Here is a 25,280-nt window from a genome sequence, read left to right as displayed (position 1 = left end):
CATGCCCGTTCCCTGTCGCGCGCTGTTGCGCGTCTGTTGATGTTCTTGCGAGGTCAGGATGTCCGCTGCGGCCCTGGAAGGCTCTTCGGGCGGAATCTGGGGGCGGAATATAGCACCGGTCTTGCTCCCCCTCTCCGTGGACAAGGGGAGCAAAGGCAAAGCTACTTCTTGGCCTTGGGCACCCGCCCCAGCAGATAGAACTCCGCATTCGGCTGCATCCCGCTGAAGCTCGCCATCCGGTTCGACAGACCGAAGAAGGCGGTGATGGCCGCGATGTCCCAGATGTCCTCGTCGCTGAAGCCGTGCGCATGCAGCGGCGGGAAGTCGCTGTCGTCGATCTCGTGCGAACGCTCGTTGACCTTCGTCGCGAACTCGAGCATGGCGTACTGGCGCGGCGTGATGTCGGCCTTGCGCCAGTTGACCGCTACCTGGTCGGCCACCAGCGGCTTCTTCTCGTAGATGCGCAGCAGTGCGCCGTGCGCCACCACGCAATAGAGGCAGCGGTTGGCGGCGCTGGTGGCGGTGACGATCATCTCGCGCTCGCCCTGGGTGAGCGAGCCTTCCTCCTTCAGCATGAGTGCGTCGTGGTAGGCGAAGAAGGCGCGCCACTCGGCCGGCCGGCGCGCGAGAGCGAGGAACACGTTGGGGACGAAGCCGGCCTTTTCCTGCACTTCGAGCACCTTGGCGCGGATGTCTTCGGGCAGGTCCTTCAACTCGGCGAGGGGATAGCGCAGTGCGGTCATGGTGTCTCCGGTGTTGCTGCCGCCCATCATAGGAGCGAGGGTGTTCGGCACGCTGCGGCCGCCGACGTGACTTACTCATGAGTCAGTAATTTAGCGGACGATTGTGAAACTTGCTCGGCCTCATAGAGTCCAATGGCTGATGAAACGAGACGGTCGCACTCTGGCCCACAACACGCTTGAGGAAATGCGTGTTGTGGCTGTTCAGCGCATGAACGAGGGAGAGCACCCCGCGGCTGTGGCCGCATCCTTTGGCATGAACCGATCGTGGGCGTACAAGTGCAAAGCGGCGGCGCGCGGACGTGGCCGTGGACTGAAGGCTCTGCGGTCGACCAAAGGGACGGGGCGGCCTCGAAAGCTCACCAGCGCCCAGGAGCGGCAAGTCTTTCGATGGGTCAATGGCAAGCGCCCCGATCAGTACGGCTTTGACTTTGGACTGTGGACCCGGCAGATCGTCCAAGAACTTCTGCTCGCGCGCTTTGAAGTGAGCCTGTCGCTCGCCTCGATTGGCGCGCTGCTTGCACGCTTGGGGCTGACCACGCAAAAGCCACTGCAACGCGCCTATCAGCGCGACCCCGCTGCGGTTGCTCGATGGAAAAGCGAGATCTTTCCCGCGATTGCCACCGAGGCGCAAGCCAGTGAGGCGGAAATCTTGTTCTGGGATGAATCCGGATTCCGAGCCGACTCGGTGCATGGCAAGACGTGGGCCAAGAAAGGACAGACCCCCGTCATTGATCGGCCGGGGCAGCGTCAGAGCATCAGCGCGGCGTCCGCCGTCACCGCAAAGGGCGCTTTCTGGTTTGCGACTTATTCCGGCGCGTTGACTGGTGAGTTGTTTGTCGAATTGCTCAAACAGTTGATGCGAAAGCGCAGAAAGCCGGTGCGCCTGATTGTGGATGGACTTCCCGCGCACAAGAAGGCCATCGTGAAGGAATACGTAGCCAGCACCGCCGGCAAACTCACGCTGCACTTCTTGCCCGGCTATGCGCCTGACCTGAATCCCGACGAGTTGGTCTGGAGCCATGCCAAGCGCACAGGAGTTGCTCGCTCGCCTTTGAAAGCGGGCGAGAAGCTGCAGTGCCGAGTTGACGGTCAACTGCAGGCCATCGCCGAAGACAGCGCCTTGGTTCGTTCCTTTTTCAGGCATCCATCTGTCTCCTATATTTCTGACCTATGAGTAAGTCACCCGGCCTGTCGCGCCGTGAACGCGCCCAGGAGTTACGACGAAAACTTTTGGTTACAGTTCCTCGGGACATCGAGAGCGCAGGAGTGAACGCACAGGCCGGAAGAAGACCGGCGAGCGTCACGCACAAGGACATCGCAACAAAGGACGGTTCGTGATGAAGCACCACGGAGACAAGGATGCAGCCGCCATCGGCCGCAATAACCGCGCAAGCCGCGCACACGTACACGCACACGCACACGCACACGCACACGCACACGCACACGCACACGCACACGCACACGCACACGCGGCCGCCATCGCCGGGCGATGGCTGCTGCCGCTGCTGATGGCCGCCGGCGGCTCCGCCCACGCGCTGGTGATCGGCGTGACCGAGGGCGTCACTTACCGGGCCAGCGACAGCGAGATCGAAGCCAGGTTCGCACCGATCGCGGAGGTACTGAGCAAGGCGCTCAAGCAGCCCGTGACCATCAAGGTGCTGAGCTCTCACGGCAGCGCCCGCGAGGCCTTGAAGCAGCAGCAGGTCGAGCTGGCCTTCGTGCATCCGGCCCACGTCGCTTTCGAGGCGACCAAGAGCGGCGGCTACAAGGGCCTCGCGTGGACCGCGGGCTTCACCGAGTACAAGGTGTCCTTCCTGTGCAAGGACATGCCGCCCATCGCCAACTGGAAGGAAATGGCCGGCAAGACCCTGGTCGTCCCCGATCCGGATTCGATCACTTCGGTCATCACCCGCGCGATGCTGCGCGAACAGGGTCTGCAGGAGGGCACGGTCAGGCTCTCCAACACCCGCTACCAGGACGCCGTGCCTTTCTACGTGCAGAACGGCTTCACCGCCTATGGCGCCACGGCGTCCGCCGGTGTGATCAAGGCGTGGAAGACCGCCGGCGGCAAGACCTGCGCGGAGTCGCGGGCGGTGCCCATCAAGCAATGGCTGGTGTCGAGCAAGCTCGACGTCACCACGGCCGCCACGGTGCGCGAGGCCTTGCTGCAGCTCGGCCAGTCGGATGGCGGCAAGCGTGCGCTCGGGCCGTCGAACTATTCCGGCTTCGTTGCGCCGTCGGTGGAGATCGAGAAGTCCTTGACGACGTGGCTCGGGATCTAGGAGCCCGGACCTTCCAGCGGCGGGGTTGAGTTCTCCGACGCGAGCACGGCCGACGCGCTTTCGTCCTTGAGCGCCACGCCCGTCAGGCCGCGGCGCAGCGCTTCGCGGACGAACCAGGCGAGCTTGAAGGCTGCAGCCTCGTAAGGCAGCCCCTCCGGACGCACGTTCGAAATGCAATTGCGCTCGGCATCATGCCGGCCGCGGCGTGGCGCGTGGGTGATGTAGAGGCCGAGGCTGTCGGGCGAACTGAGGCCGGGGCGCTCGCCGATCAGCATCACGGCCATGCGGGCGCCGAAGGCCTCGCCCACCTCGTCCGCGAGCGCGACGCGCGCCTGCGTGGCGATCACGATGGGCGCGAGCCGCAGCGCGGCCGGCAGTTGCGGGCGCAAGGCGGACAGCAGCGGCAGCGCATGGCGCGTCGCGGCCAGTGAAGAAAGTCCGTCGCCGATCACCAGGCTGAGATCGACCGGTGGGCCCGCCCGGGTGCGCAGGGCCTGCGCATCGTCGTCGTCGAGCTGGCGGCCCAGGTCGGGGCGGCGAAGGTAAGCGGTACGGTCCGTCGCCCGGCTGCGCGCACGCAGCACCTCCCAGCCCTCTCCACGCAGCGCGACCTCGAGGGCATCGACATCCAGGGCCGCATGGATCGCGTCACGCGCCATCGCATGCGCCCAGCCGAAGCGCAGGATTTCGTCGGTCGGCATCCCGGCGCCTGCGCGGCCGAGCGCGAGGCGTGCCGGCGTGGCGCTGCGCCAGTCGGCCCAGGGGCTGTGCGTGACGGGGTCGCGCATTGGAATACCTTCGCCTTCGCCTTCGCCCTCGGCTGCGGGGCGAGCGCCTTCGGACGGCCGGGCGGCGCTCATGTCAGGGCCTTCAGCGAACGCATGTCCGCCAGAAGCGGGTTGGAAGAGGGCGCTTGCAGCCGGCCAGTGCCGTCGGTGATCTGCATGCGTTGCAGCCAGGCCTCGAACTCGGGCGCGCGCTTCAGTCCCAACGACTCGCGCAGGAACAGCGCGTCGTGGAAGGAGGTGCTCTGGTAGTTGAGCATCACGTCGTCCGCACCCGGCACGCCCATGATGAAGTTGATGCCGGCCGTGCCCAGCAGCACCAGCAGCGTGTCCATGTCGTCCTGGTCGGCCTCGGCATGGTTGGTGTAGCAGACGTCGCAGCCCAGCGGCAGGCCCAGGAGCTTGCCGCAGAAATGGTCCTCCAGCCCGGCGCGGATGATCTGCTTGCCGTCGTAGAGGTACTCCGGCCCGATGAAGCCGACCACGGTGTTGATCAAGAGCGGCTGGTAGCGTCGCGCCAGCGCATAGGCCCGCGCCTCGCAGGTCTGCTGGTCGACGCCGAAGTTCGCATCGGCCGAGAGCGCCGAGCCCTGGCCGGTCTCGAAGTACATGAGGTTGTTGCCGACCGTGCCGCGCGCGAGCGACTGCGCGGCCGCATGCGCCTCATCCAGCAGCTCGGGCGTGACGCCGAAGGAGCGGTTGGTCTTCTCGGTACCGCCGATGGACTGGAACACCAGATCCACCGGCGCGCCGGATTCGACCAGCTTCAGCGCGTGCGTCACGTGCGTCAGCACACAGCTCTGCGTCGGCACCTCGAAGCGCTGGATCACCTCGTCGAGCATGCGCAGCAGGTCGCCCAGGTGCTGCACGCTGTCGGTCACGGGGTTGATGCCGATCACCGCATCGCCGGCGCCCATCAGCAAGCCGTCGAGCATGGAGGCGGCGATCCCGCGCAGGTCGTCGGTGGGGTGGTTGGGCTGCAGCCGCACCGCGAGGTGGCCGGGCAGGCCGATGGTGTCGCGAAAGCGCGTCACCACGCGGCACTTGCGTGCCACCGCGATCAGGTCCTGGTTGCGCATCAGCTTGGAGACGGCGGCCGCCATCTCGGGCGTGAGGCCGGGCGCGAGCGCCGCCAGAACTTCGGTGCTCGCTGGCTCCGAAAGAAGCCAGTTGCGGAAGTCGCCGACCGTCAGGTGGCCCACCGGCGCGAAGGCTGCTGCATCGTGGTCGTCGATGATCAGGCGGGTGATGTTGTCTTCTTCATAGGGGATCAGGGCCTCGCTCAGGAACTGCTTGAGCGGCGTCTCCGCCAGCACGTGGCGCGCCGCCATGCGCTGCTGCGCGGTGGCCGCACCGATGCCCGCCAGGTAGTCGCCCGAACGCGCAGGGCTGGCGAAGGCCATGACCTGCCGGAGGTCGTCGAACGCGAAGACCTGCGAATCGAGGGTGGTCCGGTAGCGCATTGCGGCAAGGAAGAAGTTCAGCCCATCGTGGAGAGCAGTTTGTCGGGCGCGGCGGCCTCGCGCTGTGCGGCCGTGAGGCGGAAATAGCCGTAGGCCAATGCCATCAGCACCAGGAACAGCAGCGTCAGCTTGCCGTTGAACCAGATCATCGCGCTCAGGCACACCAGGCCCAGCAGCAGCGCGATGGCGGGGAAGACGGGGTAGAAGGGCGCGCGGTAGGTGCGCTCCAGCTGCGGCTCGCTGCGCCGCAGCTTGAAGAGCGCGGCCATCGAGATGAGGTACATCACGATCGCACCCAGCACCGACATGGTGACGATGTTGGCCGTGAGCGTCTGGCCGCCGAACTGCACCCACTCGTCGCTGAAGATCGCGGCGACGCCGATCACGCCGCCGGCCACCAGCGCGCGGTGCGGCGTGTTGAAGCGCGGGCTCAGTGCGGCGAAGGTGGCCGGCAGGTAGCCGGCGCGCGCCAGCGCGAAGATCTGGCGCGAGTAGCCCATGATGATCCCGTGGAAGGAGGCAACCAGCCCGAAGAGGCCGATCCACACCAGCATGTGCAGCCAGCCGCTCTGCTCGCCGACCACGGCCTTCATCGCCTGCGGCAGCGGATCGTTGATGTTGGCGAGCTGGCGCCAGTCGCCGACGCCGCCGGCGAAGATCATCACGCCGAAGGCCAGCACGACCAGCGTGAGGATGCCGGTGGTGTAGGCCAGCGGGATGGTGCGGTGCGGATCGCGCGCCTCCTCGGCCGCCATGGCCGCGCCCTCGATCGCCAGGAAGAACCAGATCGCGAAGGGAATGGAGGCGAAGATGCCCGGGATCGCCGCGCTGCCGAAATCCGAGCTGCCCGACCAGCCGTGGGCCACGAAGTTGGCCAGCGACCAGCCCGGCGCGACCACGCCCATGAAGACCAGCAGCTCGAAGATCGCAAGCACGGTCACGAAAAGCTCAAAGGCCGCCGCGATGCCGATGCCGACCCAGTTGAGGGCGATGAAGATCACATAGGCGCCGAGCGCGAACCACTTGGGGTTGATGCCGGGGAACTGCACGTTGAGGTAGGCGCCGATCGCAAGCGCAATGGCCGGCGGCGCGAACACGAACTCCACCAGCGTCGCGAAACCCGCGACGAAGCCGCCGTTGGGTCCGAAGGCACGCCGCGCATAGGCGAAGGGCCCGCCCGCATGCGGGATGGCGGTCGAGAGCTCGGTGAAGCTGAAGATGAAGGTGGTGTACATGGTCGCGACCAGCACGGTGGCGACCAGGAAGCCCAGGGTGCCGGCGGTGTTCCAGCCGTAGCTCCAGCCGAAGTACTCGCCCGAGATCACGAGGCCGACGGCAATGCCCCAGAGCTGGATGGGGCCGAGCACTTTCTTCAAGCCTGTGGACATGCACACTCCTTGTTGTTGAATGGGACCGGAGGCTCACAGCAAGAGCGATGCCATGGCGGCATGCGCCGCAATAATGGACCGTTTTCAACCAACCCGGGAGACCGTCTCGTGCATTCCTTCTTTCGTCTTACTGCCGCAGCCCTCGTGTCCTTGTGCGCACTGCCGGCCGCGCTGGCGCAGAGCGCCCCCGTCACCACGCCGAGCGGGCTGATCTACCAGTCGCTGAAAGAGGGCAACGGCGCATCGCCCTCGGCCACCGATGTGGTCAAGGTGCACTACCGTGGCACCTTTCCGGACAGCGGCAAGGAATTCGACAGCTCCTACAAGCGAAATGCGCCGACGGAGTTCCCGTTGAACGGCGTGATCCCCTGCTGGACCGAAGGGGTGCAGAAGATGAAGCCGGGCGGCAGGCCAAACTGACCTGCCCGCCTGCCATCGCTTATGGGGCGAAAGGGGCGGGCGGGGTGATTCCGCCGAATGCGACGCTGGACTTCGAGATCGAGTTGATCTCGGTGACGAAGCGCTGAGCGGGGTCTTGAGGGCTACTTGGCCCTCAGAAACTCCCCCACCTCCAGCAACACCAGCTCGTTGTCATCGGCCTTGTTCGGCTCCCGGCTGCTCGAGAAGGGCAGGTTGTTGTCGTTCCCCACCACGATGTGCGTGGCATCCACCACATCCACGTTCTCGATCGTGAAGAAGGGGAAGCTCAGCACGCCTTCCACCGTGGGCTTGCGCGACAGCTTGTTCGGGTCGGCGATCTGCAGCAGGTCGATGTAGCCCATCTTGCGCACCGGCTGGCCGACGTTGGCATCGCTCATCTCGATCTTGTAGACGCGCTTGAACTTCGCAATGTCATGGAAGCAGTCGGCGCGCTTCTGGCCTTCGGGGCAGGCCTTGTCCGGCGTGCCTTCGCCGTTGTCGCGCTCGATGATCAGGCCGGTGGTGGCGTCGATCATGTTGAAGTCGCCGATGGCGTTGCCGTTGGCTTCCAGTGGGTACTTCCAGTGGCGGCCGGTCCACTTCTCGCTGGCGACGTCGAACTCCAGCACGCGCAGCGCCTCCTTGCCATCGACGCGTTCGTAGTCCTTGGTCTCCGCGTTCCACACCGGGCCCTCGAGCAGCGCGTAGAGCTTGCTGCCGTCCTTGGAGGCGGCCATGCCCTCGAAACCTTTGGAGCGCTTGACCTGGAAGTCCACCGGGCCGCCAGGCGCGCCCGGCGTGGTCACGGCCGGATGGTCGGGCGAGCGCACCGCCTTGCCGTCGACCTGGGTCTCGAACACCGCCAGCACCTTGCCCTTGCGGTCGGCCTTGATCAGGTAGGGACCGAACTCCTCGCCGATCCACAGTGCGCCGCCGGCGAACTGGAAGCTCTCGGGGTCGAAGTCCGAGCCCGTCAAGTAACGCTGCTTGCTGCCTTCGTGGACGATGCGAAAGGGCACCTTCTTGTCCGGGTCGTGCAGGAACACGGTGCCCAGGCGCTGGAACCTGCCGCTGCCGAAGTCCACCTTGTAGTGGTTGAGGTAGAGCATGAAGTCGGGCGAGTTGGCCTTCGAGCCGGCGCCGTTGTCGGTGAGGATCCAGAAGCTGCCGTCCTCCATTTTCTTGATGCCCGACTGGCCCTGCGCCGGCTGCCCCTCGAAGGGCAGCGAGACGCCCGTGCCGCGGCCGCCCGAAAGGCCTTCCACGCTGCCGATCTTCTCGACCCGCTTGCCGGTGGTGAACTTGCCGCTCGCCTGCAGGTCGGCCGGCGCATCCTTGGGCGCGGCGATGAAGCTCTGCGCCGGCATCAGCGCATGGCCGGCGAGCGTGGCGGGGTAGGCGGTCTGGGCGCTCGCCTGGCTGCAGGCCAGGGCGGCAGCGAGGGCGACGAGGGAGAACACGGTGCGCTGCATGGTCCGGAAGCTTCTTGTGATGAAAGCCCGGACCATGCCGCCGGCGGGTGACGCGGCCATGACATCGGCGCCAATCCCATCCGAAGGGCGCCTACTTCGCGTCGCTGTACACCGTGGCCCGCGACACGCCCATGTGGGCGGCGGCAATCTCCATGCCGCGGCGGATGTCCAGGTAGCCGGCCTTCCGGAGCTCCTGGACCAGCAGGCGTCGGTCGGCGGGCTTGAGCGCGCGGGCCGTGCTCGCGCGCGCGGCCGCGAAGGCGTCGATCTGCTCGCAGATCCGGCTCGCGTGATTGGCGTCCAGCGTCTCGCTGACCTCGCTCGACTCGATCCTGGAAAACTGCGAGAGCGCGGCCTGGAAGCCCTGGAACAGCGTGAGGTCGACGTTCAGGCACAGCGCGGCCACGTACTCGCCGCTCTCGTCCTTGATGCCGATGGAGGTGCTCTTCACCTTGCGGCCGTCGGCGAACTGGTTGGCGTAGTTGGCGATGACCGCCGGGTACTCCGGGTCGCGGATGCGCGCCAGGCCCAGCTCCGTCACCGGCTGGCCGACGCTGCGCCCGCTCAGGTTGTTCTCGATCGCGAAGATGGCGTTCTTCGGATGGCTGAGGTCGTGCACCACCACCTCGCAGAAGGGGGCCAGGGTCTTGCCCAGGCCCTGGGCAATGGTCCGCAGCTCCCGCAGCAGGAGCTTGTTCGGCTTTTTCTTCATCGGCCGAATGTATCCGTATCCAAACCTGGACAAAGCATCCAGGTCGGGAGCCGCGCGCTCAGCCCGGCTGGTACTGGTACAGCCAGGTCTCCGTCAGCGCCTGGTCCCCGATTTTCATGAACAGCCGCATGTCCACCGGCTCCGTGCCTTCGGTCGTGAAGTCGAACTGCGCGCGCCAGTGGCCCGCCACGCCATTGGGCACTGCCTCCGCGAAGATGTACGAGAACTTGCCGCGCGAGGCCGTGAGCACCAGCTCGGGCTTGACGCCGAAGGGGATAGCTTCGAGCGGCTTGCCGATGAACTCGACCATGAACTTGCGCACCCCCGCAGGGCGCTGCGTGCCCGGCTCGCCGCCGCGGCCCATGCGGGTGGCGATGCAGCGCGCCAGCGGCGAGGGGAAGGGCTCCTGGTCGGTCCAGTGCAGCCGGTACTTGAGCGCAAAGCTCGCGCCGGCCTTGGCCGGGGCCTTGGGCACCCAGCAGGCCAGGATGTTGTCGTGGATCTCGTCGTCGGTGGGGATCTCGATCAGCTGCACCGAGCCCTCGCCCCAGTCGCCCTGCGGCTCGACCCAGAGGCTGGGCCGCTTCTCGTAGAGCACGCCGTCCTGGTAGTGGTCGAAGTTGCGGTCGCGCTGCAACAGGCCGAAGCCGCGCGGGCGCGTGTCGCTGAAGGCCGAGGCGCGGGTCTGGGTGGGGTTGTTGAGCGGGCGCCAGATGCGCTCGCCGGCGCCGTTCCAGATCGCGAGGCCGTCGGAGTCGTGAACCTCGGGCCGCCAGTCGATGGCGGTGGGCTTGACGGTCTCGCCGTACCAGAACATCGAGGTCAGCGGCACCAGGCCGAGGCGGCCGACGTCGCGGCGCAGGAACAGGCGCGCCTCGATGTCCATCAGCACCGCCTTGGTCCGCTGCATCACGAACTTGTAGGCGCCGGTGATGCTCGGGCCTTCGAGCAGGGCGTACACCGTCATCGTGTTGGCATCGGGCGTGGCGGGCGGCTCGAAGTAGAAGCGGGTGAAGTTGGGGAACTCCTCGGGCCGGTCGGGCATGGCCGCGTCGAGCGCGATGCCGCGTGCCGACAGCCCGTACTGGTAGAGCTCGCCGATGGCGCGGAAGTAGGAGGCGCCGAGGAAGGCGACCCAGTCGTTGGTCTGCCAAGCCAGCTTTTTCTGGTCGCCCAGCCGGCTCTCCTGCAGCCGGAAGCCGGCGAAGCCGGCGCCCTCGCGCAGCTGGCGCGCGGGGCTGTCCGCGGGCATCGCGAAATAGTCGGTGTCGTAGAGGATCTCGCGCGCGAAGCCGTCCCCGCTGGCGGCCTCCGTCACGTACATATGGACCGGCAACTGGAAGTAGCGGCCCAGGTGGAAGAAGGTGACCGGGAAGGGGCCGGGGCCGTCGCGGAACACGGCGAGATCGGGGTTGTACTTGATCTTGCCGTGCGCGTCGTAGTCGATGCGCTGCAGCACGTCCGCGGGCAGCGAGGTGTCGGCCACGTAAGGCCGGCCCGCGAGCGCCTTGGCTTCGGTAACAAGACGTTCGAAAGAGAAAGGGCGGGGTTGGCTGAGCTTGATTCCCCCGGCCGCGAGGGCATCTGCGGGAAATCCGAGGGCGGCCAGCGCCATGGAGGCGCCGCCGGCGGTGAGGAGTGAACGGCGATCGATCATCGGCCAAGATGGTAACGAGGCCTGGAGCAGGGGCCCGTAGGCCGAGGGCGCGAGCAAAAACCCCCGTTGGCGGCCTTGTCCTACGATCTTCTACGATCGAATTCGAAAGCAAGACCCGGAGTGCGCATGCGATGCCCGATCTCCAGAATCGGTTCATCGATCCATGAAAAGCCGAAAGGACTTGCAATGAACATGATGAGCAACCCCAACGAAGTCCGTGCCCTCGAAACCGCGAGCGACCCGCGCTGGGCGGCGGTGGTCGCGCACGACGCCGCGGCCGACGGACAGTTCTTCTACTCGGTGCGCAGCACCGGCGTGTACTGTCGGCCCTCCTGCGGCGCGCGCCAGCCGCGCCCCGAGAACGTGGCCTTCCACGCGACGGCCGCCGATGCGGAGCGCGCGGGCTTCCGCCCCTGCAAGCGCTGCAAGCCGGATCAGCCGGCGCGCAACGAGCAGCAGGCGGCGCAGGTGGCCGAGCTGTGCCGCTTCATCGAAAACGCCGACGAGACGCCGACGCTCAACGCGCTGGCCGAGCGCGCCGGGCTCAGCAGCTTTCACCTGCATCGCCTCTTCAAGGAGGTCACGGGGCTCACGCCCAAGGCCTACGCCGCGGCGCACCGTGACCGGCGCGTGCGCGAGGCGCTGGCGAGCAGCGAAACGGTGACGGATGCGATCTACGACGCCGGCTACAACTCCAACGGCCGCTTCTACGAGCGCTCGAACGAGGTGCTGGGGATGACGCCGACGCGCTTTCGCGCGGGTGGTGCCGACACGGAGATTCGCTTCGCCATCGGCCAGTGCGCGCTCGGCGCGATCCTGGTGGCGCAGAGCGCGCTTGGCGTCTGCGCCATCGCGCTGGGCGACGATCCCGATGCACTGGCGCGCGAGCTGCAGGACCGCTTCCCGCACGCGCGGCTGATCGGCGGCGACCCGGCCTTCGAGCAGCTGGTGGCGCGCGTGGTGGGCTTCGTCGAGGCGCCGGGCGTGGGCCTGGACCTGCCGCTGGACGTGCGCGGCACCGCCTTCCAGCAGCGCGTGTGGCAGGCGCTGCGCGAGATCCCGCCGGGCAGCACCGCGAGCTACGCCGACATTGCCGAGCGCATCGGCAGCCCGAAGTCGGTGCGCGCGGTGGCGCAAGCCTGCGGCGCCAATGCACTGGCGGTGGCGATTCCCTGCCACCGCGTGGTGCGCAGCGACGGCGGGCTCTCCGGCTATCGCTGGGGCGTGGAGCGCAAGAGCGCGCTGCTGAAGCGGGAGGCGAGCGCCGCATGATCGATTGGCAACAGGTGGCGCTGGACCTCGACGGCGAGGGCAGCGCGCTGATTCCGGGCCTGTTGACGCGCGAGGACTGCGCGTCGCTGGCCGCGCTCTATCCGCTCGACCCCTTGTTCCGCAGCCGCGTGCTGATGGAGCGCCATGGCTTCGGCCGCGGCGAGTACAAGTACTTCGACTACCCGCTCCCCGAAAAGCTGGCCGGGCTGCGCGAAGCGATGTACCCGCAGCTCGCGCCCATCGCCAACCGCTGGAACCAGGTCATGGGCATCGAGGTACGCTTTCCGCAGCGGCATGCAGACTTCATCGCGCGCTGCCATGCGGCGGGGCAGACGCGGCCCACGCCGCTGCTGCTGCAATACGGCGAGGGCGACTACAACTGCCTGCACCAGGACCTGTACGGCGAGCATGTGTTCCCGCTGCAGCTGGTGATCCTGCTGTCCGAGCCGGGCCGCGATTTCACCGGCGGTGAGTTCGTGATGACCGAGCAGCGCCCGCGCATGCAGTCGCGGCCGATGGTGCTGCCGCTGCGCCAGGGCGATGCGGCGGTGATCGCCGTGCACCACCGGCCGGTGCAAGGCACGCGCGGCGTTTATCGCGTGAACCTGCGGCATGGGGTGAGCCGGGTGCGCTCGGGGCATCGCCATACCGCCGGCATCATCTTTCACGATGCGGCCTGAGGCCATGACGCTCGATCTTTTCGAAGGGCTTGAAGAATCCGCGCTGCCTGCGATGCAGCCGCTCGCGGCCGGTGCGGTGCTGCTGCGCGGCTTTGCGCTTGCGCAAGGCGCGCAGTTGCTGGCCGGCGTGGAAGCGGTGCTGGCGCAGGCGCCGCTGCGTCACTTGATCACGCCGGGCGGTTTTCGAATGTCGGTCGCGATGAGCAACTGCGGTGCGCTGGGCTGGGTGTCCGACCTCAGCGGCTACCGCTACGACGCGTCCGATCCCGACAGCGGCCGGCCCTGGCCGCCGATGCCCGCCGCCTTCCGCGAGCTGGCCGCGGCCGCCGCACGCGCGGGCGGCTTCGAGGGCTTCGCACCGGACGCCTGCCTGATCAACCGCTATGAAGCCGGCACCCGGCTCTCGCTGCACCAGGACCGCGACGAGGGCAACTACGACTGGCCCATCGTCTCCGTCTCGCTGGGCCTGCCGGCCGTGTTCCTCTTCGGCGGACCGAAGCGGTCGGACAAGGCGCAGCGCGTGCCGCTCACGCATGGGGACGTGGTGGTGTGGGGCGGGGCTTCGCGGCTGCACTATCACGGCGTGCTGCCGGTGAAGGAGGGCGAGCATCCCCTGACGGGGGCTTGCCGCATCAACCTGACCTTTCGCAAGGCGCGTTGATCGTTCCTGGCAGAGCAGCGACCCGGCGTCAGATTCAGGGAACTGTTGCTCGCGAGCCAACGCTCATGTGACGCCCTTGCCGGGAACCGCAGAAAACCCGGGGTTACTGATTGGAAGGATTCAATTTTCGATGCGCCGGCCGATCAGGACGCATTCAAGTTGGGACCGACCTCATCAACCAGGAGCGCACCGTGAACGTCAACCGGAATGTCAGCCCGTCTTCTACCTTGCAACGAAAAAATCCAGCGGTTGCCTCCACGCCGCCACGGGCCGAGGCACCTCCCGAACATGAAGGCCTCAAGGGGCTCTACAAGCCGGATGTCATTCGGCTCGATCCTGCCGATGCTGAGCGCCTCGATGACGTGATGCAGAAGGTCAAGAAATGGGACTTGAAGCATGCCGACGGGACGGGCCGTGCGCTTCTCGTCGGCGAGATCAGCCTCTCGCTGTCCAAAGATAGGAAGATGGGGTTCGAATACACCTACAAGCCTTCGAAGGGTCCGGCAGCATGCAACCTCGAGGAAGCGGGGGTGGAATCATCCACTCTCATTGCTTTCGCGCAAAGCGCCTTGGATCGATCAGGCCAGATGGTCTACTTGCTCAAGCATCGCGATGCCTTGGTGAATGAGGACTACTGCTTGGGCCTTCAGATCATTCTCAAAGGCGCGCTTGACGTCTCCAAAGCCTCAGGATTTCACCAGGATGGGGCAGAAAAAGGGGCGCAGCTTTTCACCAACCTTTTCTACGACACTGACCTATCGATCGACGGCCCGGAGTACATCGTGAATCCAGAAACGTTGGGCGACCGGATCGATAACCTAAAGGGCAAGGTTCCAAGTGTGGTGGTGCAGCACTTGCGGGATGTGCACGCGACGCAGCATGGGGAAGTGGTCCACAAATCCCAGGTGCAACGTGGCGACATGCTCAGCTTCACGAACTTGGCGATCTACCACAAAACGCCTGACCCAAAGAGCCGTGGCGTCGACCTCACCGATTTGCAAGCTTCTTTGCCGAAATGGCTTCAAAAATACGGCATGGATGATTGGGCAGAGTCCTATCAACGCTGCGCCAGACTGCTAGCTTGCGAAGACGCATCGGCTGGATTGAGTCCTGATGACCTTGAGTTCATGGCGAAGGTGGACAAGCAAGTGATCGGGTTCGCCCAGTTCATCCGTGGAGCAAGAGGGTGGAGCTGGAAAAGGTCTATTTCGCGGACCTCGTGCAGGCCGGGGTGCGCCCTCACAATGCCAGCCATATTCTGGAAGTCCTTGGAGCGAAGCCGAGGGATGTGGTCACCGTGGATGAAGGCGGGCATTTTGTCGAGTATCCCTTGACCCATCAGCCTCGGACTCTGAAGCGCGAATTGAGCGACACGCTGCGCCAAAGAGCCACAGATCACTCGCAAGCTCAGCCAGATACGCGCTGCATCATGGGAGTTTGGGTGCTTTGCCGACCTCGCGGTTGACGAGTAGGACCATGAATGCGGACACGTCGGGTCCGAGTCGCCCGAATCGAAAGCTCCCGCTTCGGGTGCTTGTGATCTGCAGCTCCAACGACGTTGTTGACCGGCTCAAGCGTTGGGTGTGATGTCGTACGAAATCCGCCCCGCCGGCAGGTAGAACAACGCGATCACCGCGCCGCCCTTGGCTTCCGGATAGTGATGGCTCCCCGGCGCCGGCGCCGTCCACCCCCCATGGCACCAGCCGTTGGGCCCGGCAAGCGCTGCGCGTTCATCCAGCGGCACCACCATGTTGAACTCGCCATAGGGATGCGCGTGGTAGTCGCCGCGGAAGCTGCCGTCGTCGTTGCCCTGGTCGTTGCCGGTGCTGTCCATGTAGACGGTGGTGATGCTGAAGCCCAGCGTCTGCGGCGTGGCCTCGCTGATGCGGCTGCGGCGATAGCGTTCGCCGCGGATCTCGACGTTGGCGGCCCAGCCGTCGCGCACGCCGGCCTTCACCAGCCCCGCGAGCCGTTCATAGAGCGGGCTGCCGGGGCCGTGATTGGCGTTCAGCCACTGCTCGACCTCGGTGCCCGCGGTCATGTTCTTGATCTGCTCGAGGAAAGGCAGGCTGGTGGCGATGAGTTCTTCCTGGTCGGTCATGGGGTGCTCTCCTTGTGTTGTCACTCGTCGGCCTTGAAGCCGGATGCCGGCACGATCGGCTTCCACCGCTCGCGCTCGGCGGCGATGGTCTGCACATATTCGGCCGGGCCGACGTAGGCGGCCTCCAGCCCGATCTGTTCCAGGCCGCCGGCCAGCGCCTTGTCGGCGGCGGCAGTCCGCGTCGCGGCCGCGAGGGCGGCGACCACCGCGTCCGGCGTACCGGCCGGCGCGAACAGGCCATAGCTTTCCACGCCCACCACGGAGTCGAAACCCTGCTCGGCGAAGGTGGGAACGTCCTTGATGAAGCGGGAGCGCCGTTCGCTGGTCACGGCCAGCAGCCGCAGCTTGCCGCTGCCCAGGTACTGCAGGAAGTCGCCGACGAAGCCGAGGTAGGCAGGCACCTGCCCGCCGAGCAGGTCCTGCAGGGCCGGCGCCGAGCCGCGGTAGGGCACGTGGGCCAGCGGAACTCCTGCAGCCTGGGAGAAGCGGAAGCCGAGGAACTGGGCCAGCGAGCCAGCGGCGGGCGACGCATAGCTGCGGCCGCTCTCGTTGGCCTTCAGCCAGCGGACATAGTCGGCCAGCGTGCGCACCTCGGCGGGCACCGCCGCGCTGATCGCCAGCACGCAGGTGGACGATGCGAGCGCGGCGACCGGACGCAGGTCGCGGACCGGGTCATAGGACAGGCGCGTGTAGACATGCGGGTAGATCGTCATCGCCGAGGTCTGGGTGCACAGCACGACGCTGCCGTCCGCGCGTTCGCGCTTCATCTGGGCGGTGGCGATCCGGCCCGCGGCGCCGGGGCGGTTGTCCACCAGGTAGGCGCGGTTCTGTGTGCGCCAGGACTCGGCCAGCCGCCGCGCGGTCTGGTCCATCGTCCCGCCGGCCGGATAGCCGACCACGATGCGGCCCGGCGCGCTGTCCGGCTGCGCCCGCGCCGGCGCAGAGAGCAGGGAGGGGACCGGCACGAGGCAGGCCACATACTTGGCGAATCGTCGCCGGGAGAGTTCAGTCATCGCGGGCTCCATCGGTTTCGGTGCAGGCCTGGACATTGCCAGCGCCGCGCCGCTGCCGGAAGCGACGAATCTGCAACCGCCACATGCACGAGGTGCAACATGACCACCAGAGCGCAGGCCGCGCTGAACGCGAAGCGCATCGACCTGAACCTGCTGCGCGTCTTCGATGCCGTCTTCGAAGATCGCAACCTGCTGCGCGCCGGCAAGCGGCTGCACCTGAGCCAGTCCGCAATCAGCCATGCGTTGGGACGCCTGCGCGAGGCGCTGCAGGACGAGCTCTTCGTGCGGACCCCCAAAGGCATGGAGCCGACCGCACGCGCACTTGCCATGGCGCCTGCCCTGCGCGAGGCCTTGCGCAGCATTCACGACACGCTGGGCGCGCAGCCGTTCGATCCCGCGAGCACGGCGCGCAGCTTCGTGGTCGCGGCCAACGACTACGTGACCTCGGTGCTGCTGACGCGGCTGGCCGCCTGCATGGGCGAGGTGGCGCCCGCGATCGATCTCGTGGTGCGCCCTTCGACGCGGCTCGACCTGGCGGAGCAGATCGACGTCGGCCGCATCGACATCGCGCTGGGCATCTTCGCCGAGGTCCCGGCCCGCTTCCAGAGCGCGCGCCTGTGGCTGCAGGAGGACGTGCTCGTCTTCAGGCGCGGGCATGCGCTTGCGCGGCGCAAGCCGCGCATCGCCGATCTCGCCGACTTCCCGTTGCTGACGGTGTCGCTGGGCGGTCAGGAGGAGGGCGCGGTCAGTGGCTTTATCGCCGAGCGCGGGCTGGCGCGCCAGTCGGAGATGTTCGACCGCGCGGCGCTGGAGGACGCGCTGGCTGCGGCCGGCCTGCGCCCACGCTACCGGGTCACCGTGCCGCACTCGCTCGCGGTGCCCGATCTGCTGGCCGGCGGCGACATGGTGTCGATTGTTCCGGCGCCGCTGGCGCAGGCCTTCGTCGCCCGGCGCGAACTGCTGGCAAAGGCACTGCCCTATGCGACCCAGCAGGCCACGATGCGCGCCGTCTGGCATCGGCGGCACGAGCACGACCCGGCGCATGTCTGGCTGAGGGAGCAGCTCGCCCGGCTCGCGCTGTCGTTTCGTGCATGAGCATCTTGCGCAATGTTCAGTGGATGCCGGCGCGCTGCTCGTGCACCATGGCGGCATGACGAAAGCAGATCCCGTGGTGGCCGAGAGCGACGCCGTTGCAGGCATCGTGGACGCCGTGATCCGGTCGCGAAGAGCCGTGCGCGCCTTCAGGCCGACACCGGTCCCGCGCGCCGTGGTGGTGGACATCCTCAGCGTGGCGCGCTGCGCGCCGAGCAACTCCAACTCCCAGCCCTGGAGGGTGCATGTGCTGGAGGGCGATCCGAAGCGGCGCCTGAGCGAAGCGCTGATGCAGGCGCACGAGCGCAACGAGCTGCCGCCTTCGCCGCATTTCCCGGCCGACCTGCCGGCGGAGTGCACATCCCGACAGGCCGACTTCGGCGCCCGGTACTACGCCGCGCTGGGAATCGACCGCAAGGACCTGTCAGCGCGCTACCGGCAGTCGGGGCGCAATCTCTGCTTCTTCGATGCGCCGGTGGGGCTGCTTTTCACCATCGACAGCCGGCTCACCCGGCACAGCTGGGCCGACTACGGGATGTTCCTGCAGACGATCATGATTGCCGCGAGGGCCAGGGGGCTCGATACCTGCCCGCAGGTCTTGTTCGTGCGCTACGAGCCGGTCATCTCGCAGTTCCTCGGCCTGCCGTCAGGGCAGGCGCTGGTCTGCGGCATGTCCCTGGGCTATGCGGAGGTCGAGGCCGAGGTGAACGATCTCGGGATGCCCAGGGAAGCAGTCGAGGATTTCGCGGTGTTCTGGGGCTAGCAGGCCACTTAGGGCCGCGAGGAGGGCTCCCAGCGATCCGGCGTGGTCGCGACCAGACTCTTGAGGTCTGTCCACCGCCTGCCGCCCGGCACCGTAGAGGCGCCCATCGCCGCGGCCTTCGCGAAGGCGACCATGCGTTCCTGCAGATAGCGCAGGTCGTCCGGGTCCCAGGTCTCGATGGAATGCGGGCCGCGCGCCACCACGATCTCCTTCAGGCCGCGGATGCGGTCGTAGGCGGCGATGGTCCCCTCCAGGCTCTCGGCGCGGTCCCACAGACCCTTGCCGAAGAAGGCGGCCGGCCAGCGTGGCATGCCCGCGAGCGTAGCCGAGTTGGGATAGAAGACGATGTGATGGTCGGCCGCCATGCCGCCGAGGAACAGGTTGCGATCGGCCAAGTCGGGTGCGGCCGGCACGTAGCCCGCGCCGCTCGCGAAGGAGGCGAGCAGGATCGCGCCCTTGATGTTCGTGTAGCCCTTGGGCGGCGAGCAGGCGGCGACCGGCATGTCGTAGCTGCAGGACTCGACGAAGTTCTTCGTCATGGCCCAGGCGGTGGACATGGAACCGCGCGAGTAGCCGCCGAGCAGGATCGGGATCTGCCTGGCCTTCATGCCGGCCAACAGCCGGCCGCCCGCCGCACTGCCCTCTATCAGCTGGCCCGAGGGCGAGAGCAGGCGCAGGCCGTCACCCTTTTCCAGCTGCTCGAGCACGCGGAACACATCCTCGCCCTGTTCGAGCGTGTTGGTGTCGCTGAAACCGCCGGAGATGCCCTCGCCGCGGCGGTCGTAGGCCAGCACGTCGAAGCCGGCCGCGTTCAGCGCCTGCAGGTTCTCGCGCCACCAGCGCTGGCCCATGGTCTCGGTGGTGGCGTTGGGGAAGCTGATGGCGACGGTCCGGCCGGTGGCGGCGTCGATGCGGTAGGGCTTCTCGTCGGGATGCTGGATCGCCGTCATCTGCCCGCCGCCGCCGTTGGCCATGATCGCCAGCGCGCGCAACCGGCCGCCCTTGCCGTCATCCACCCCCACACCCTCGATGTACCAGCCGCGCAGGTTGATGGTGTCCTGCATCTTCAGGTCGATGCGCTCGAAGGTGTCGCGCGGCGCACTGAACTCGACGGTGTAGGTGTGCGGCTCGGCCTCGGCAATCGTCTCGCGATAGGGCGCCTTCGCGAAGAAGGCCGGGCGCCGGATCTGGCGCAGGTCCACCTGGCCGTCGGGGTCGATGCGGCCGGACGGATCGACCACGCCGGTGGAACGCGTGGCGCGCTCCTTGTTGGGCGGCAGCCAGCGCTGCATCTGGGCGTCGATGCGCTGGAAGCAGGCGGTGTCGGTCTTGCACCAGCGCCAGCGGGCCTTCAGCTTGGCGTCGGTGTATTCGTCGACGTAGAAGTTGCGGCCCTCGTAGTCCGGCGGGGGGCGTCTCGCGGTCAGCAGTAAGGGAACGCAGACGGTCGCACCATTCGCGCCGGGCAGCAGGTAGCCCGGCAGCTCGGCGTTGCGGTCGGTGCCCACGCGTGCATGGCAGTCGGGGGGTGGCGGCGCGGCGCGGGACGACGCACGGTCGCTGCCCGGGAGGGCGCAGCCGGCAACGACGAGCAGCGCCAGCGCCGCGCTTCTTCGAAGCTGCTCGGCCGAAGCGCAGCGCATGGATCGGCGGCGGGGTGCGAGGTGCGGCACGGCGGCATGATGCGCCGCTGCGCCCGAGGCTTCAAGTACGCGGGGCGCGCTGACGAGGTCCCGGCCTTTCTGTTGCCGAGCCTGCAGAAACTGCAGGGGCCGGGAACCCTTTCGGGCTACTCCGAAGCCGGCTTTAGGTCGCCTGCTTCAGGTAAAAGCTGTCATTAGCATTTACTGGATTTGCTCTGCTTACGGCAGTCGCCTCTCGGATCGTCGCCTTCCGCGGCCATGCGTCGTCGAAACCAGTCAGCCCCACGAGACTGCGGACGCACGCGCATCCGCACTCTGGTGGAGCTGGGGGGAATCGAACCCCCGTCCGACACACTTGAGATTCAAGCTTCAGGGACCTCCGGCGCATTGCGCCATCGGACCCACACGATCATTCATCAACTGCAGGCGACGAACATGCCTCGTTGACCCAAGCTGAGTGGCACGCGCTCGAAAAAGGTTCCATGCGCTAAGCCGCGATGAGCTTCTGCACCAGTTCCGCCGTCGTTGCCGCGGCATATTTGCGCATCAGCCGCGCGCGATGAATCTCGACCGTGCGGTGGCTGATGCCCAGCGCCCGCCCGATTTCCTTTGAGGTCAGGCCCTTCATCAGCTGCGCCGCCACCTCGCGCTCGCGCGGCGTGAGCTCGGCCTTGGCCGCGCGCCGCGAGCCCAGGTCCTCGAAGGTCCAGATGCCGGCCTCGTGCGGCGCCGCGCGATTGAGCGCCTGGCCGCTCACGTGGCACCAGAAGGTCTCGCCCGCGAAGGCGCCGTGCAGGCCGCCGACGCGCCGCATCATGCGGTTGTCGGCGTAGCGGCCGCTGGCATTGAGGATCGGTTCCATGCGCTTGCCGATGCGCTCGAATTCGACGACGCTCGGGTAGAGCACGCGGAAGGACTGGCCGACCAGCATCTCGCGCGTGGCACCGAACATTTCGCACAGGCGCGTATTGCAATCGACGATGATCCGATGGCGCGACAGCACCATGCCCACCGGCGCCTCCTCGAAGGCGAGCTGGTAGTCGATAGGGGCGAGGGCGGTGTCGGGTGTCTCCATTACGAAATACTACGTATGCGCATACGTAGTATCGTGCGGGTTATCCATCAACCACCATTTCCGAACGAGGAATCATGGCGAACAAGATCTATCCCTCCGCCGATGCGGCGCTCAAGGGCGTCGTCGCCGATGGCCAGACGCTCGCGGTCGGCGGCTTCGGCCTCTGCGGCATTCCCGAGGCCCTGATCGATGCACTGCACGATTCGGGCGTCAAGAACCTGACCTGCATCTCCAACAACGCCGGCGTCGACGGCTTCGGCCTGGGCAAGCTGCTGGAGACGCGTCAGATCAAGAAAATGATCGCGAGCTACGTGGGCGAGAACAAGGAGTTCGAGCGCCAGTACCTGGCCAAGGAGCTGGAGCTCGAGTTCACCCCGCAGGGCACGCTGGCCGAGAAGCTGCGCGCCGGCGGCGCCGGCATCCCGGCCTTCTTCACCAAGACGGGCGTGGGCACCCTGGTGGCCGAGGGCAAGGAACTGCGCGAGTTCGACGGCGAGACCTACGTGATGGAACGCTCGCTGGTGCCCGACGTGGCGCTGGTCAAGGCCGATGTGGCCGACAAGTCCGGCAACCTGCGCTTCCGCCTGACGGCGCGCAACTTCAATCCGGCGGCGGCGATGGCGGGCAAGATCTGCATCGTCGAGGTCGAGAAGATCGTCGAGATCGGCGAACTGGCGCCCGACGACATCCACCTGCCCGGCATCTACGTGCACCGCATCGTGCTCAATGCCAGCCCCGAGAAGCGCATCGAGAAGCGCACCGTGAGCGCGGCGGTCGACGTGGCCGCCGCCAAGGTCGAGGCGCAGGCCGCAATTGCCCAGGCCGCCGCCGGCAGCGAGGTGCCGGCCCCCGTCAAGAACAGCAGCAACAAAGGAGCCTGAGATGCCCTGGACCCAAGACCAGATGGCGGCGCGCGCCGCCCAGGAGCTGGAAGACGGCTTTTACGTGAACCTCGGCATCGGCATTCCCACGCTGGTGGCCAACTTCGTCGGCGACAAGGAAGTCTGGCTGCAGAGCGAGAACGGCATGCTCGGCATCGGCCCCTTCCCGACCGAGGACCAGGTCGACGCCGACCTGATCAACGCCGGCAAGCAGACCGTGACCACGCTGCCCGGCTCGGCCATCTTCGGCAGCCACGACAGCTTCGCGATGATCCGCGGCGGCAAGATCAACCTGTCGATCCTCGGCGCCATGCAGGTGAGCGCCAAGGGCGACCTGGCCAACTGGATGATCCCCGGCAAGATGGTCAAGGGCATGGGCGGCGCGATGGACCTGGTCGCCGGCGTGAAGCGCGTCATCGTGCTGATGGAGCACGTGGCCCGCAAGAAGGACGGCACCGAGGACCTCAAGATCCTCGAGGAATGCACGCTGCCGCTGACCGGCGTGGGCGTGGTGGACCGGATCATCACCGACCTGGCCGTGATGGACGTCACGCCCGAGGGCCTGAAGGTGGTCGAGCTGGCCGAGGGCGTCACCTTCGAGGCGCTGCAGGCCAAGACCGGCGTCAAGCTCCTGCACTAAGGTCTTACTCCCTCTCCCCTTGGGGAGAGGGCAGGGGTGAGGGCAGCAGCGCTCGGAAGCCTCGAGGACAACCCCATGCGCCCCGAAGAAACCCTCCAGTCGCTCTGGACCCTGGCCGCTCTCCCCCAGGAGGCCCTGGCCTTCGTCCGCCTGACCGGCGCCGACCCGGTGCTGCCTTCCTCCTTCGCCGTCGGCACGGCCGCGCAGGCCAGCATCGCCGCCGCCGCGCTCGCGGCCTGCGAGCTCGGCCATCTGCGCGGCACGCCGCGCCAGCAGGTGGCGGTCGACATGCTGCATGCGGCGATGGAATGCACCGCCTGGTTCAGCCTGGACGGACGGGTGCCGCCGCAGTGGGATCCCTTCTCTGGCCTTTACCGCTGCGCCGACGGCTGGGTGCGCGTGCATGCGAACTTCGCCCACCACCGCGACGGAGCGCTGCGCCTGATGGGGCTGGACCCGTCGACGGCGCAGCGGGCCGACGCCGAGGCAGCCATGCGGGGCAGGAAAGCGATCGACTTCGAGACCGCCGCGGCCGAGGCCGGCCTGGTCGCCACCGCGCTGCGCCGCTTCGACGAATGGGATGCGACGCCGCAGGGCCGGGCCATCGCGGCCCAGCCGCTCTTCACCATCGAGCGCATCGGCGAAGCGCCGCCGCTGGCGCTGGCGTCGCTGGCCGAGTCGCAGCCGCCGCTCGCGGGCCTGCGCGTGCTCGATCTCACGCGCGTGCTGGCTGGCCCGGTCGGCTGCCGCGCGCTGGCGGCCTTCGGTGCGGATGTCATGCTGGTCAATGCACCGCATCTGCCGAACATCGAGGCCATTGCGGACACCAGCCGGGGCAAGCTCTCGGCGCATCTGGACCTGCGCGGCAAGGCCGGGCGGACCTCGCTCGAGGAACTGCTGGCCGAGGCGCATGTGTTCGTGCAGGGCTATCGGCCCGGCGGCGTGGCCGAACTGGGCTTCGGGCCCGAGCAGACGGCGCGGCAGCGCCCCGGCATCGTTCATGTCTCGCTCTCGGCCTACGGCACGCATGGCCCCTGGGCGCCGCGGCGCGGCTTCGACTCGCTGGTGCAGACGGCCATGGGCTTCAACCACGCCGAGGGGGAGGCGGCCGGGGAGGGCAAGCCGCGGCCCTTGCCGATGCAGATCCTCGACGAGGCGACCGGCTACCTGATCGCGATGGGCGCGGCGGCGGCGCTGTGGCGCCAGCAGCGCGAAGGCGGCAGCTGGCACGTCCAGGTCTCGCTGGCGCAGACCGGGCAGTGGCTGCGCGGCCTGGGACGGATTTCGGATGGTTTCGAGGTGCCCAGCCCGAAGATCGAGCCTTGGCTGGAGAGTGCCGCCTCCGGCTTCGGCGAGCTCCGGAGCATGCGGCTCAGTGCACGGCTGGCCCGAACGCCGGTCGCCTGGCGGTGGCCTTCGATGCCGCCGGGCAGTCACCCGGGTCGCTGGCCCTGAGCATCAACGCGAGAGGGTTGCCACGATCATCGACAGACCGAAGCTGGTGAAGGTCATTGACAGGGCGACAAGCAGGATCTGGGTCTTGCGCGAGAGCTTGTGCCAGATCTCGACAGACCGCGCGGCGGATTGGCGTAACACGGATTGCAGGGAGGCAGAGATGCGGGCCCTCTCGGGCGCCAGGTGATGCAGGGGCTGAAGGCCGGAATGCAGGTTATCCAGCGAAGTGGCGGCGGCTGAGCTCATGACAATCTCCGATCAGTGGGGCGCTGGGAGAGCGATTCATCTCTTTCCTGCGCATGATCGAAGTATTTGGTTTCAGCTTTTCGGCACATCGACCAGAGGAGCCAGTTCGGCCTAAGCGGAGGGCCAAGGCCGAAGGGCCATGGTCCGGACCGAGGCTCAAGCCGGCGGTGCTACCGCAGCGGCCGGCGTGAAACCCGTCACGATCTGCATGAGCTCGGCGCCGATGTTGACCACCTGGCTGTCGATGCCGGCGGGCAGGACCAGGCTGCAGGGGGCGTGAAAGCGTTGGGCCGCGCCGTCGACCACGAGCTTGCCGTGGCCGGTGAGCACCAGCACGACCCGGGCACTTTCGATGGGCTGGAGGTCGACGCGTGCGTCGATCTCGAGGACCTCCATCCAAAGCTCGAAAGGCGCGAAACCCAGGCCCCGATGGGCCGCGGCAAAGCGCTGCCGCCCTTCGGCGTGGAGTCGAGGGAGGGTGGAGTGGTCGATGACATGCATGATTTGGGAGCTTGTGACTGGCGCGTGCCCCGTCATCGCGGGGCCCGTCCGGATACTCTTGTTGGTCCGGTGCCAGTGTTCCCCGTCCAGGACCGGGTGCCTAGGCCAATCGAGAGCCAACGGCGAGCCAATGAGGCGGTTCCAGAGGGGTGTCCTTGGCTCTATAGTCCGGTCTCGCGCCGGAGGAACGATGCAGCGTGCGACTTTTGCTCAAACCAAGATCCAGCCGCCGCGATTTCGCGCCGGACTGATCGAGCGCGGCGAGCTGGAACGGCGCATTTGCATGGCGCTGACCCCCCGTCGGCTACGGTACCGGGAGCAACGGCGTGCTTGAC

24 protein-coding genes and 1 pseudogene are annotated in these 25,280 nt (G+C 67.2%); 12 read left to right on the top strand and 13 right to left on the bottom strand.

Annotation, left to right across the window (positions count from 1 at the left end; genetic code table 11):
- Positions 1 to 161 precede the first annotated feature (161 nt).
- Positions 162 to 743 (bottom strand): peroxidase-related enzyme, encoded by a 582-nt coding sequence (locus GXN78_RS28195; protein ID WP_106561177.1) that lies wholly within the window; start codon positions 741 to 743, stop codon positions 162 to 164.
- A gap of 139 nt (positions 744 to 882) precedes the next feature.
- Between GXN78_RS28195 and GXN78_RS28190 the strand changes: the two genes are divergently transcribed.
- Together GXN78_RS28190 and GXN78_RS28185 are read left to right on the top strand one after the other, a co-directional pair.
- Positions 883 to 1,917 carry an IS630 family transposase gene (locus GXN78_RS28190; protein ID WP_106561525.1) on the top strand — a complete coding sequence of 345 codons (1,035 nt, stop codon included), beginning with the start codon at positions 883 to 885 and terminating at the stop codon, positions 1,915 to 1,917.
- 163 nt (positions 1,918 to 2,080) lie between these two features.
- On the top strand, positions 2,081 to 3,025 hold the full coding sequence (locus GXN78_RS28185; protein ID WP_106560668.1) for a PhnD/SsuA/transferrin family substrate-binding protein: 945 nt from the start codon (positions 2,081 to 2,083) through the stop codon (positions 3,023 to 3,025).
- On the opposite strand, the gene eutC is transcribed toward GXN78_RS28185, so the two are convergent.
- From eutC to eat, 3 genes are all read right to left on the bottom strand, one after another.
- Entirely contained in the window at positions 3,022 to 3,813 is a 792-nt protein-coding gene (gene eutC / locus GXN78_RS28180) for an ethanolamine ammonia-lyase subunit EutC (protein ID WP_181360690.1), read from the bottom strand. The genes GXN78_RS28185 and eutC overlap by 4 nt on opposite strands.
- Positions 3,814 to 3,881: 68 nt before the next feature.
- Positions 3,882 to 5,273 (bottom strand): ethanolamine ammonia-lyase subunit EutB, encoded by a 1,392-nt coding sequence (locus tag GXN78_RS28175; protein ID WP_106560670.1) that lies wholly within the window; start codon positions 5,271 to 5,273, stop codon positions 3,882 to 3,884.
- 17 nt (positions 5,274 to 5,290) lie between these two features.
- Positions 5,291 to 6,661, bottom strand: a complete 1,371-nt coding sequence (gene eat / locus GXN78_RS28170) for an ethanolamine permease (RefSeq protein WP_106560671.1) — start codon at positions 6,659 to 6,661, stop codon at positions 5,291 to 5,293.
- Positions 6,662 to 6,805: 144 nt separating this feature from the next.
- Here eat and GXN78_RS28165 point away from each other — a divergent pair.
- A pseudogene (locus GXN78_RS28165) lies at positions 6,806 to 7,188 on the top strand (FKBP-type peptidyl-prolyl cis-trans isomerase).
- Positions 7,189 to 7,203: 15 nt separating this feature from the next.
- Here the strand turns inward: GXN78_RS28165 and GXN78_RS28160 are convergent.
- From GXN78_RS28160 to GXN78_RS28150, 3 genes are all read right to left on the bottom strand, one after another.
- A complete protein-coding gene (locus GXN78_RS28160; protein WP_106560673.1) occupies positions 7,204 to 8,553 on the bottom strand; it encodes an esterase-like activity of phytase family protein in 1,350 nt (449 codons plus the stop codon).
- A 91-nt stretch (positions 8,554 to 8,644) separates the two neighbouring features.
- Positions 8,645 to 9,265 carry a PAS domain-containing protein gene (locus tag GXN78_RS28155; RefSeq protein WP_106560674.1) on the bottom strand — a complete coding sequence of 207 codons (621 nt, stop codon included), beginning with the start codon at positions 9,263 to 9,265 and terminating at the stop codon, positions 8,645 to 8,647.
- Between the two features lie 58 nt (positions 9,266 to 9,323).
- Positions 9,324 to 10,922 (bottom strand): glucan biosynthesis protein D, encoded by a 1,599-nt coding sequence (locus GXN78_RS28150; protein WP_106560675.1) that lies wholly within the window; start codon positions 10,920 to 10,922, stop codon positions 9,324 to 9,326.
- Positions 10,923 to 11,108: 186 nt separating this feature from the next.
- Here GXN78_RS28150 and ada point away from each other — a divergent pair, with 186 nt between their 5' ends.
- From ada to GXN78_RS28130, 4 genes are all read left to right on the top strand, one after another.
- Positions 11,109 to 12,194, top strand: coding sequence for a bifunctional DNA-binding transcriptional regulator/O6-methylguanine-DNA methyltransferase Ada (gene ada, locus GXN78_RS28145; protein WP_204162284.1), 1,086 nt, complete (start codon positions 11,109 to 11,111; stop codon positions 12,192 to 12,194).
- Entirely contained in the window at positions 12,191 to 12,874 is a 684-nt protein-coding gene (locus GXN78_RS28140) for a 2OG-Fe(II) oxygenase (RefSeq protein ID WP_106560676.1), read from the top strand. Before ada ends, GXN78_RS28140 begins: the two co-directional genes overlap by 4 nt.
- Before the next feature lie 4 nt (positions 12,875 to 12,878).
- Positions 12,879 to 13,535: a DNA oxidative demethylase AlkB gene (gene alkB, locus GXN78_RS28135; RefSeq protein ID WP_106560677.1), complete on the top strand. Its 657-nt coding sequence runs from the start codon at positions 12,879 to 12,881 to the stop codon at positions 13,533 to 13,535.
- Between the two features lie 191 nt (positions 13,536 to 13,726).
- Positions 13,727 to 14,869, top strand: coding sequence for a hypothetical protein (locus tag GXN78_RS28130; protein ID WP_146163191.1), 1,143 nt, complete (start codon positions 13,727 to 13,729; stop codon positions 14,867 to 14,869).
- Positions 14,870 to 15,105: 236 nt separating this feature from the next.
- Here the strand turns inward: GXN78_RS28130 and GXN78_RS28125 are convergent, their stop codons facing one another.
- Positions 15,106 to 15,636: a DUF4863 family protein gene (locus tag GXN78_RS28125; protein ID WP_106560679.1), complete on the bottom strand. Its 531-nt coding sequence runs from the start codon at positions 15,634 to 15,636 to the stop codon at positions 15,106 to 15,108.
- 20 nt (positions 15,637 to 15,656) lie between these two features.
- Positions 15,657 to 16,649 carry a tripartite tricarboxylate transporter substrate-binding protein gene (locus GXN78_RS28120; protein WP_106560692.1) on the bottom strand — a complete coding sequence of 331 codons (993 nt, stop codon included), beginning with the start codon at positions 16,647 to 16,649 and terminating at the stop codon, positions 15,657 to 15,659.
- A 99-nt stretch (positions 16,650 to 16,748) separates the two neighbouring features.
- Here GXN78_RS28120 and GXN78_RS28115 point away from each other — a divergent pair, with 99 nt between their 5' ends.
- Together GXN78_RS28115 and GXN78_RS28110 are read left to right on the top strand one after the other, a co-directional pair.
- Complete coding sequence (locus GXN78_RS28115) at positions 16,749 to 17,744, top strand: LysR family transcriptional regulator (RefSeq protein WP_239142952.1); 996 nt, start codon at positions 16,749 to 16,751, stop codon at positions 17,742 to 17,744.
- A 55-nt stretch (positions 17,745 to 17,799) separates the two neighbouring features.
- The gene (locus GXN78_RS28110; protein ID WP_106560694.1) at positions 17,800 to 18,504 is read left to right on the top strand and encodes a nitroreductase; all 705 of its coding nucleotides are present in this window, start codon (positions 17,800 to 17,802) and stop codon (positions 18,502 to 18,504) included.
- Between the two features lie 8 nt (positions 18,505 to 18,512).
- Here the strand turns inward: GXN78_RS28110 and GXN78_RS28105 are convergent, their stop codons facing one another.
- Positions 18,513 to 20,147 (bottom strand): hypothetical protein, encoded by a 1,635-nt coding sequence (locus GXN78_RS28105; protein ID WP_181360689.1) that lies wholly within the window; start codon positions 20,145 to 20,147, stop codon positions 18,513 to 18,515.
- A gap of 487 nt (positions 20,148 to 20,634) precedes the next feature.
- Positions 20,635 to 21,222 (bottom strand): LuxR C-terminal-related transcriptional regulator, encoded by a 588-nt coding sequence (locus GXN78_RS28100; RefSeq protein WP_106560680.1) that lies wholly within the window; start codon positions 21,220 to 21,222, stop codon positions 20,635 to 20,637.
- A 74-nt stretch (positions 21,223 to 21,296) separates the two neighbouring features.
- Between GXN78_RS28100 and GXN78_RS28095 the strand changes: the two genes are divergently transcribed.
- The 3 genes from GXN78_RS28095 (at position 21,297) to GXN78_RS28085 (ending at position 24,198) form a co-directional block, all read left to right on the top strand.
- Complete coding sequence (locus tag GXN78_RS28095; RefSeq protein WP_106560681.1) at positions 21,297 to 22,103, top strand: CoA transferase subunit A; 807 nt, start codon at positions 21,297 to 21,299, stop codon at positions 22,101 to 22,103.
- 1 nt (position 22,104) lies between these two features.
- Entirely contained in the window at positions 22,105 to 22,743 is a 639-nt protein-coding gene (locus GXN78_RS28090; RefSeq protein ID WP_106560682.1) for a 3-oxoacid CoA-transferase subunit B, read from the top strand.
- Positions 22,744 to 22,818: 75 nt separating this feature from the next.
- Positions 22,819 to 24,198: a CoA transferase gene (locus GXN78_RS28085; protein ID WP_106560683.1), complete on the top strand. Its 1,380-nt coding sequence runs from the start codon at positions 22,819 to 22,821 to the stop codon at positions 24,196 to 24,198.
- A 3-nt stretch (positions 24,199 to 24,201) separates the two neighbouring features.
- Here the strand turns inward: GXN78_RS28085 and GXN78_RS28080 are convergent, their stop codons facing one another.
- Positions 24,202 to 24,444, bottom strand: coding sequence for a hypothetical protein (locus GXN78_RS28080; protein WP_106560684.1), 243 nt, complete (start codon positions 24,442 to 24,444; stop codon positions 24,202 to 24,204).
- Between the two features lie 156 nt (positions 24,445 to 24,600).
- Positions 24,601 to 24,945, bottom strand: coding sequence for a hypothetical protein (locus GXN78_RS28075; protein ID WP_146163192.1), 345 nt, complete (start codon positions 24,943 to 24,945; stop codon positions 24,601 to 24,603).
- Positions 24,946 to 25,280 lie beyond the last annotated feature (335 nt).

The organism is Variovorax sp. WS11 (genome assembly GCF_010499245.1).
GTDB lineage: Bacteria > Pseudomonadota > Gammaproteobacteria > Burkholderiales > Burkholderiaceae_C > Variovorax.
This window is presented reverse-complemented; position numbering and strand designations above follow the sequence as displayed.

What these genes read in the sequence shown, in the direction of transcription:
- GXN78_RS28195 (WP_106561177.1), bottom strand. Translation starts at nt 743, where the DNA reads ATGACCGCACTGCGCTATCCCCTCGCCGAGTTGAAGGACCTGCCCGAA.
- GXN78_RS28190 (WP_106561525.1), top strand. Translation starts at nt 883, where the DNA reads ATGAAACGAGACGGTCGCACTCTGGCCCACAACACGCTTGAGGAAATG.
- GXN78_RS28185 (WP_106560668.1), top strand. Translation starts at nt 2,081, where the DNA reads ATGAAGCACCACGGAGACAAGGATGCAGCCGCCATCGGCCGCAATAAC.
- eutC (WP_181360690.1), bottom strand. Translation starts at nt 3,813, where the DNA reads ATGCGCGACCCCGTCACGCACAGCCCCTGGGCCGACTGGCGCAGCGCC.
- GXN78_RS28175 (WP_106560670.1), bottom strand. Translation starts at nt 5,273, where the DNA reads ATGCGCTACCGGACCACCCTCGATTCGCAGGTCTTCGCGTTCGACGAC.
- eat (WP_106560671.1), bottom strand. Translation starts at nt 6,661, where the DNA reads ATGTCCACAGGCTTGAAGAAAGTGCTCGGCCCCATCCAGCTCTGGGGC.
- GXN78_RS28160 (WP_106560673.1), bottom strand. Translation starts at nt 8,553, where the DNA reads ATGCAGCGCACCGTGTTCTCCCTCGTCGCCCTCGCTGCCGCCCTGGCC.
- GXN78_RS28155 (WP_106560674.1), bottom strand. Translation starts at nt 9,265, where the DNA reads ATGAAGAAAAAGCCGAACAAGCTCCTGCTGCGGGAGCTGCGGACCATT.
- GXN78_RS28150 (WP_106560675.1), bottom strand. Translation starts at nt 10,922, where the DNA reads ATGATCGATCGCCGTTCACTCCTCACCGCCGGCGGCGCCTCCATGGCG.
- ada (WP_204162284.1), top strand. Translation starts at nt 11,109, where the DNA reads ATGAACATGATGAGCAACCCCAACGAAGTCCGTGCCCTCGAAACCGCG.
- GXN78_RS28140 (WP_106560676.1), top strand. Translation starts at nt 12,191, where the DNA reads ATGATCGATTGGCAACAGGTGGCGCTGGACCTCGACGGCGAGGGCAGC.
- alkB (WP_106560677.1), top strand. Translation starts at nt 12,879, where the DNA reads ATGACGCTCGATCTTTTCGAAGGGCTTGAAGAATCCGCGCTGCCTGCG.
- GXN78_RS28125 (WP_106560679.1), bottom strand. Translation starts at nt 15,636, where the DNA reads ATGACCGACCAGGAAGAACTCATCGCCACCAGCCTGCCTTTCCTCGAG.
- GXN78_RS28120 (WP_106560692.1), bottom strand. Translation starts at nt 16,649, where the DNA reads ATGACTGAACTCTCCCGGCGACGATTCGCCAAGTATGTGGCCTGCCTC.
- GXN78_RS28115 (WP_239142952.1), top strand. Translation starts at nt 16,749, where the DNA reads ATGACCACCAGAGCGCAGGCCGCGCTGAACGCGAAGCGCATCGACCTG.
- GXN78_RS28110 (WP_106560694.1), top strand. Translation starts at nt 17,800, where the DNA reads ATGACGAAAGCAGATCCCGTGGTGGCCGAGAGCGACGCCGTTGCAGGC.
- GXN78_RS28105 (WP_181360689.1), bottom strand. Translation starts at nt 20,147, where the DNA reads ATGCGCTGCGCTTCGGCCGAGCAGCTTCGAAGAAGCGCGGCGCTGGCG.
- GXN78_RS28100 (WP_106560680.1), bottom strand. Translation starts at nt 21,222, where the DNA reads ATGGAGACACCCGACACCGCCCTCGCCCCTATCGACTACCAGCTCGCC.
- GXN78_RS28095 (WP_106560681.1), top strand. Translation starts at nt 21,297, where the DNA reads ATGGCGAACAAGATCTATCCCTCCGCCGATGCGGCGCTCAAGGGCGTC.
- GXN78_RS28090 (WP_106560682.1), top strand. Translation starts at nt 22,105, where the DNA reads ATGCCCTGGACCCAAGACCAGATGGCGGCGCGCGCCGCCCAGGAGCTG.
- GXN78_RS28085 (WP_106560683.1), top strand. Translation starts at nt 22,819, where the DNA reads ATGCGCCCCGAAGAAACCCTCCAGTCGCTCTGGACCCTGGCCGCTCTC.
- GXN78_RS28080 (WP_106560684.1), bottom strand. Translation starts at nt 24,444, where the DNA reads ATGAGCTCAGCCGCCGCCACTTCGCTGGATAACCTGCATTCCGGCCTT.
- GXN78_RS28075 (WP_146163192.1), bottom strand. Translation starts at nt 24,945, where the DNA reads ATGCATGTCATCGACCACTCCACCCTCCCTCGACTCCACGCCGAAGGG.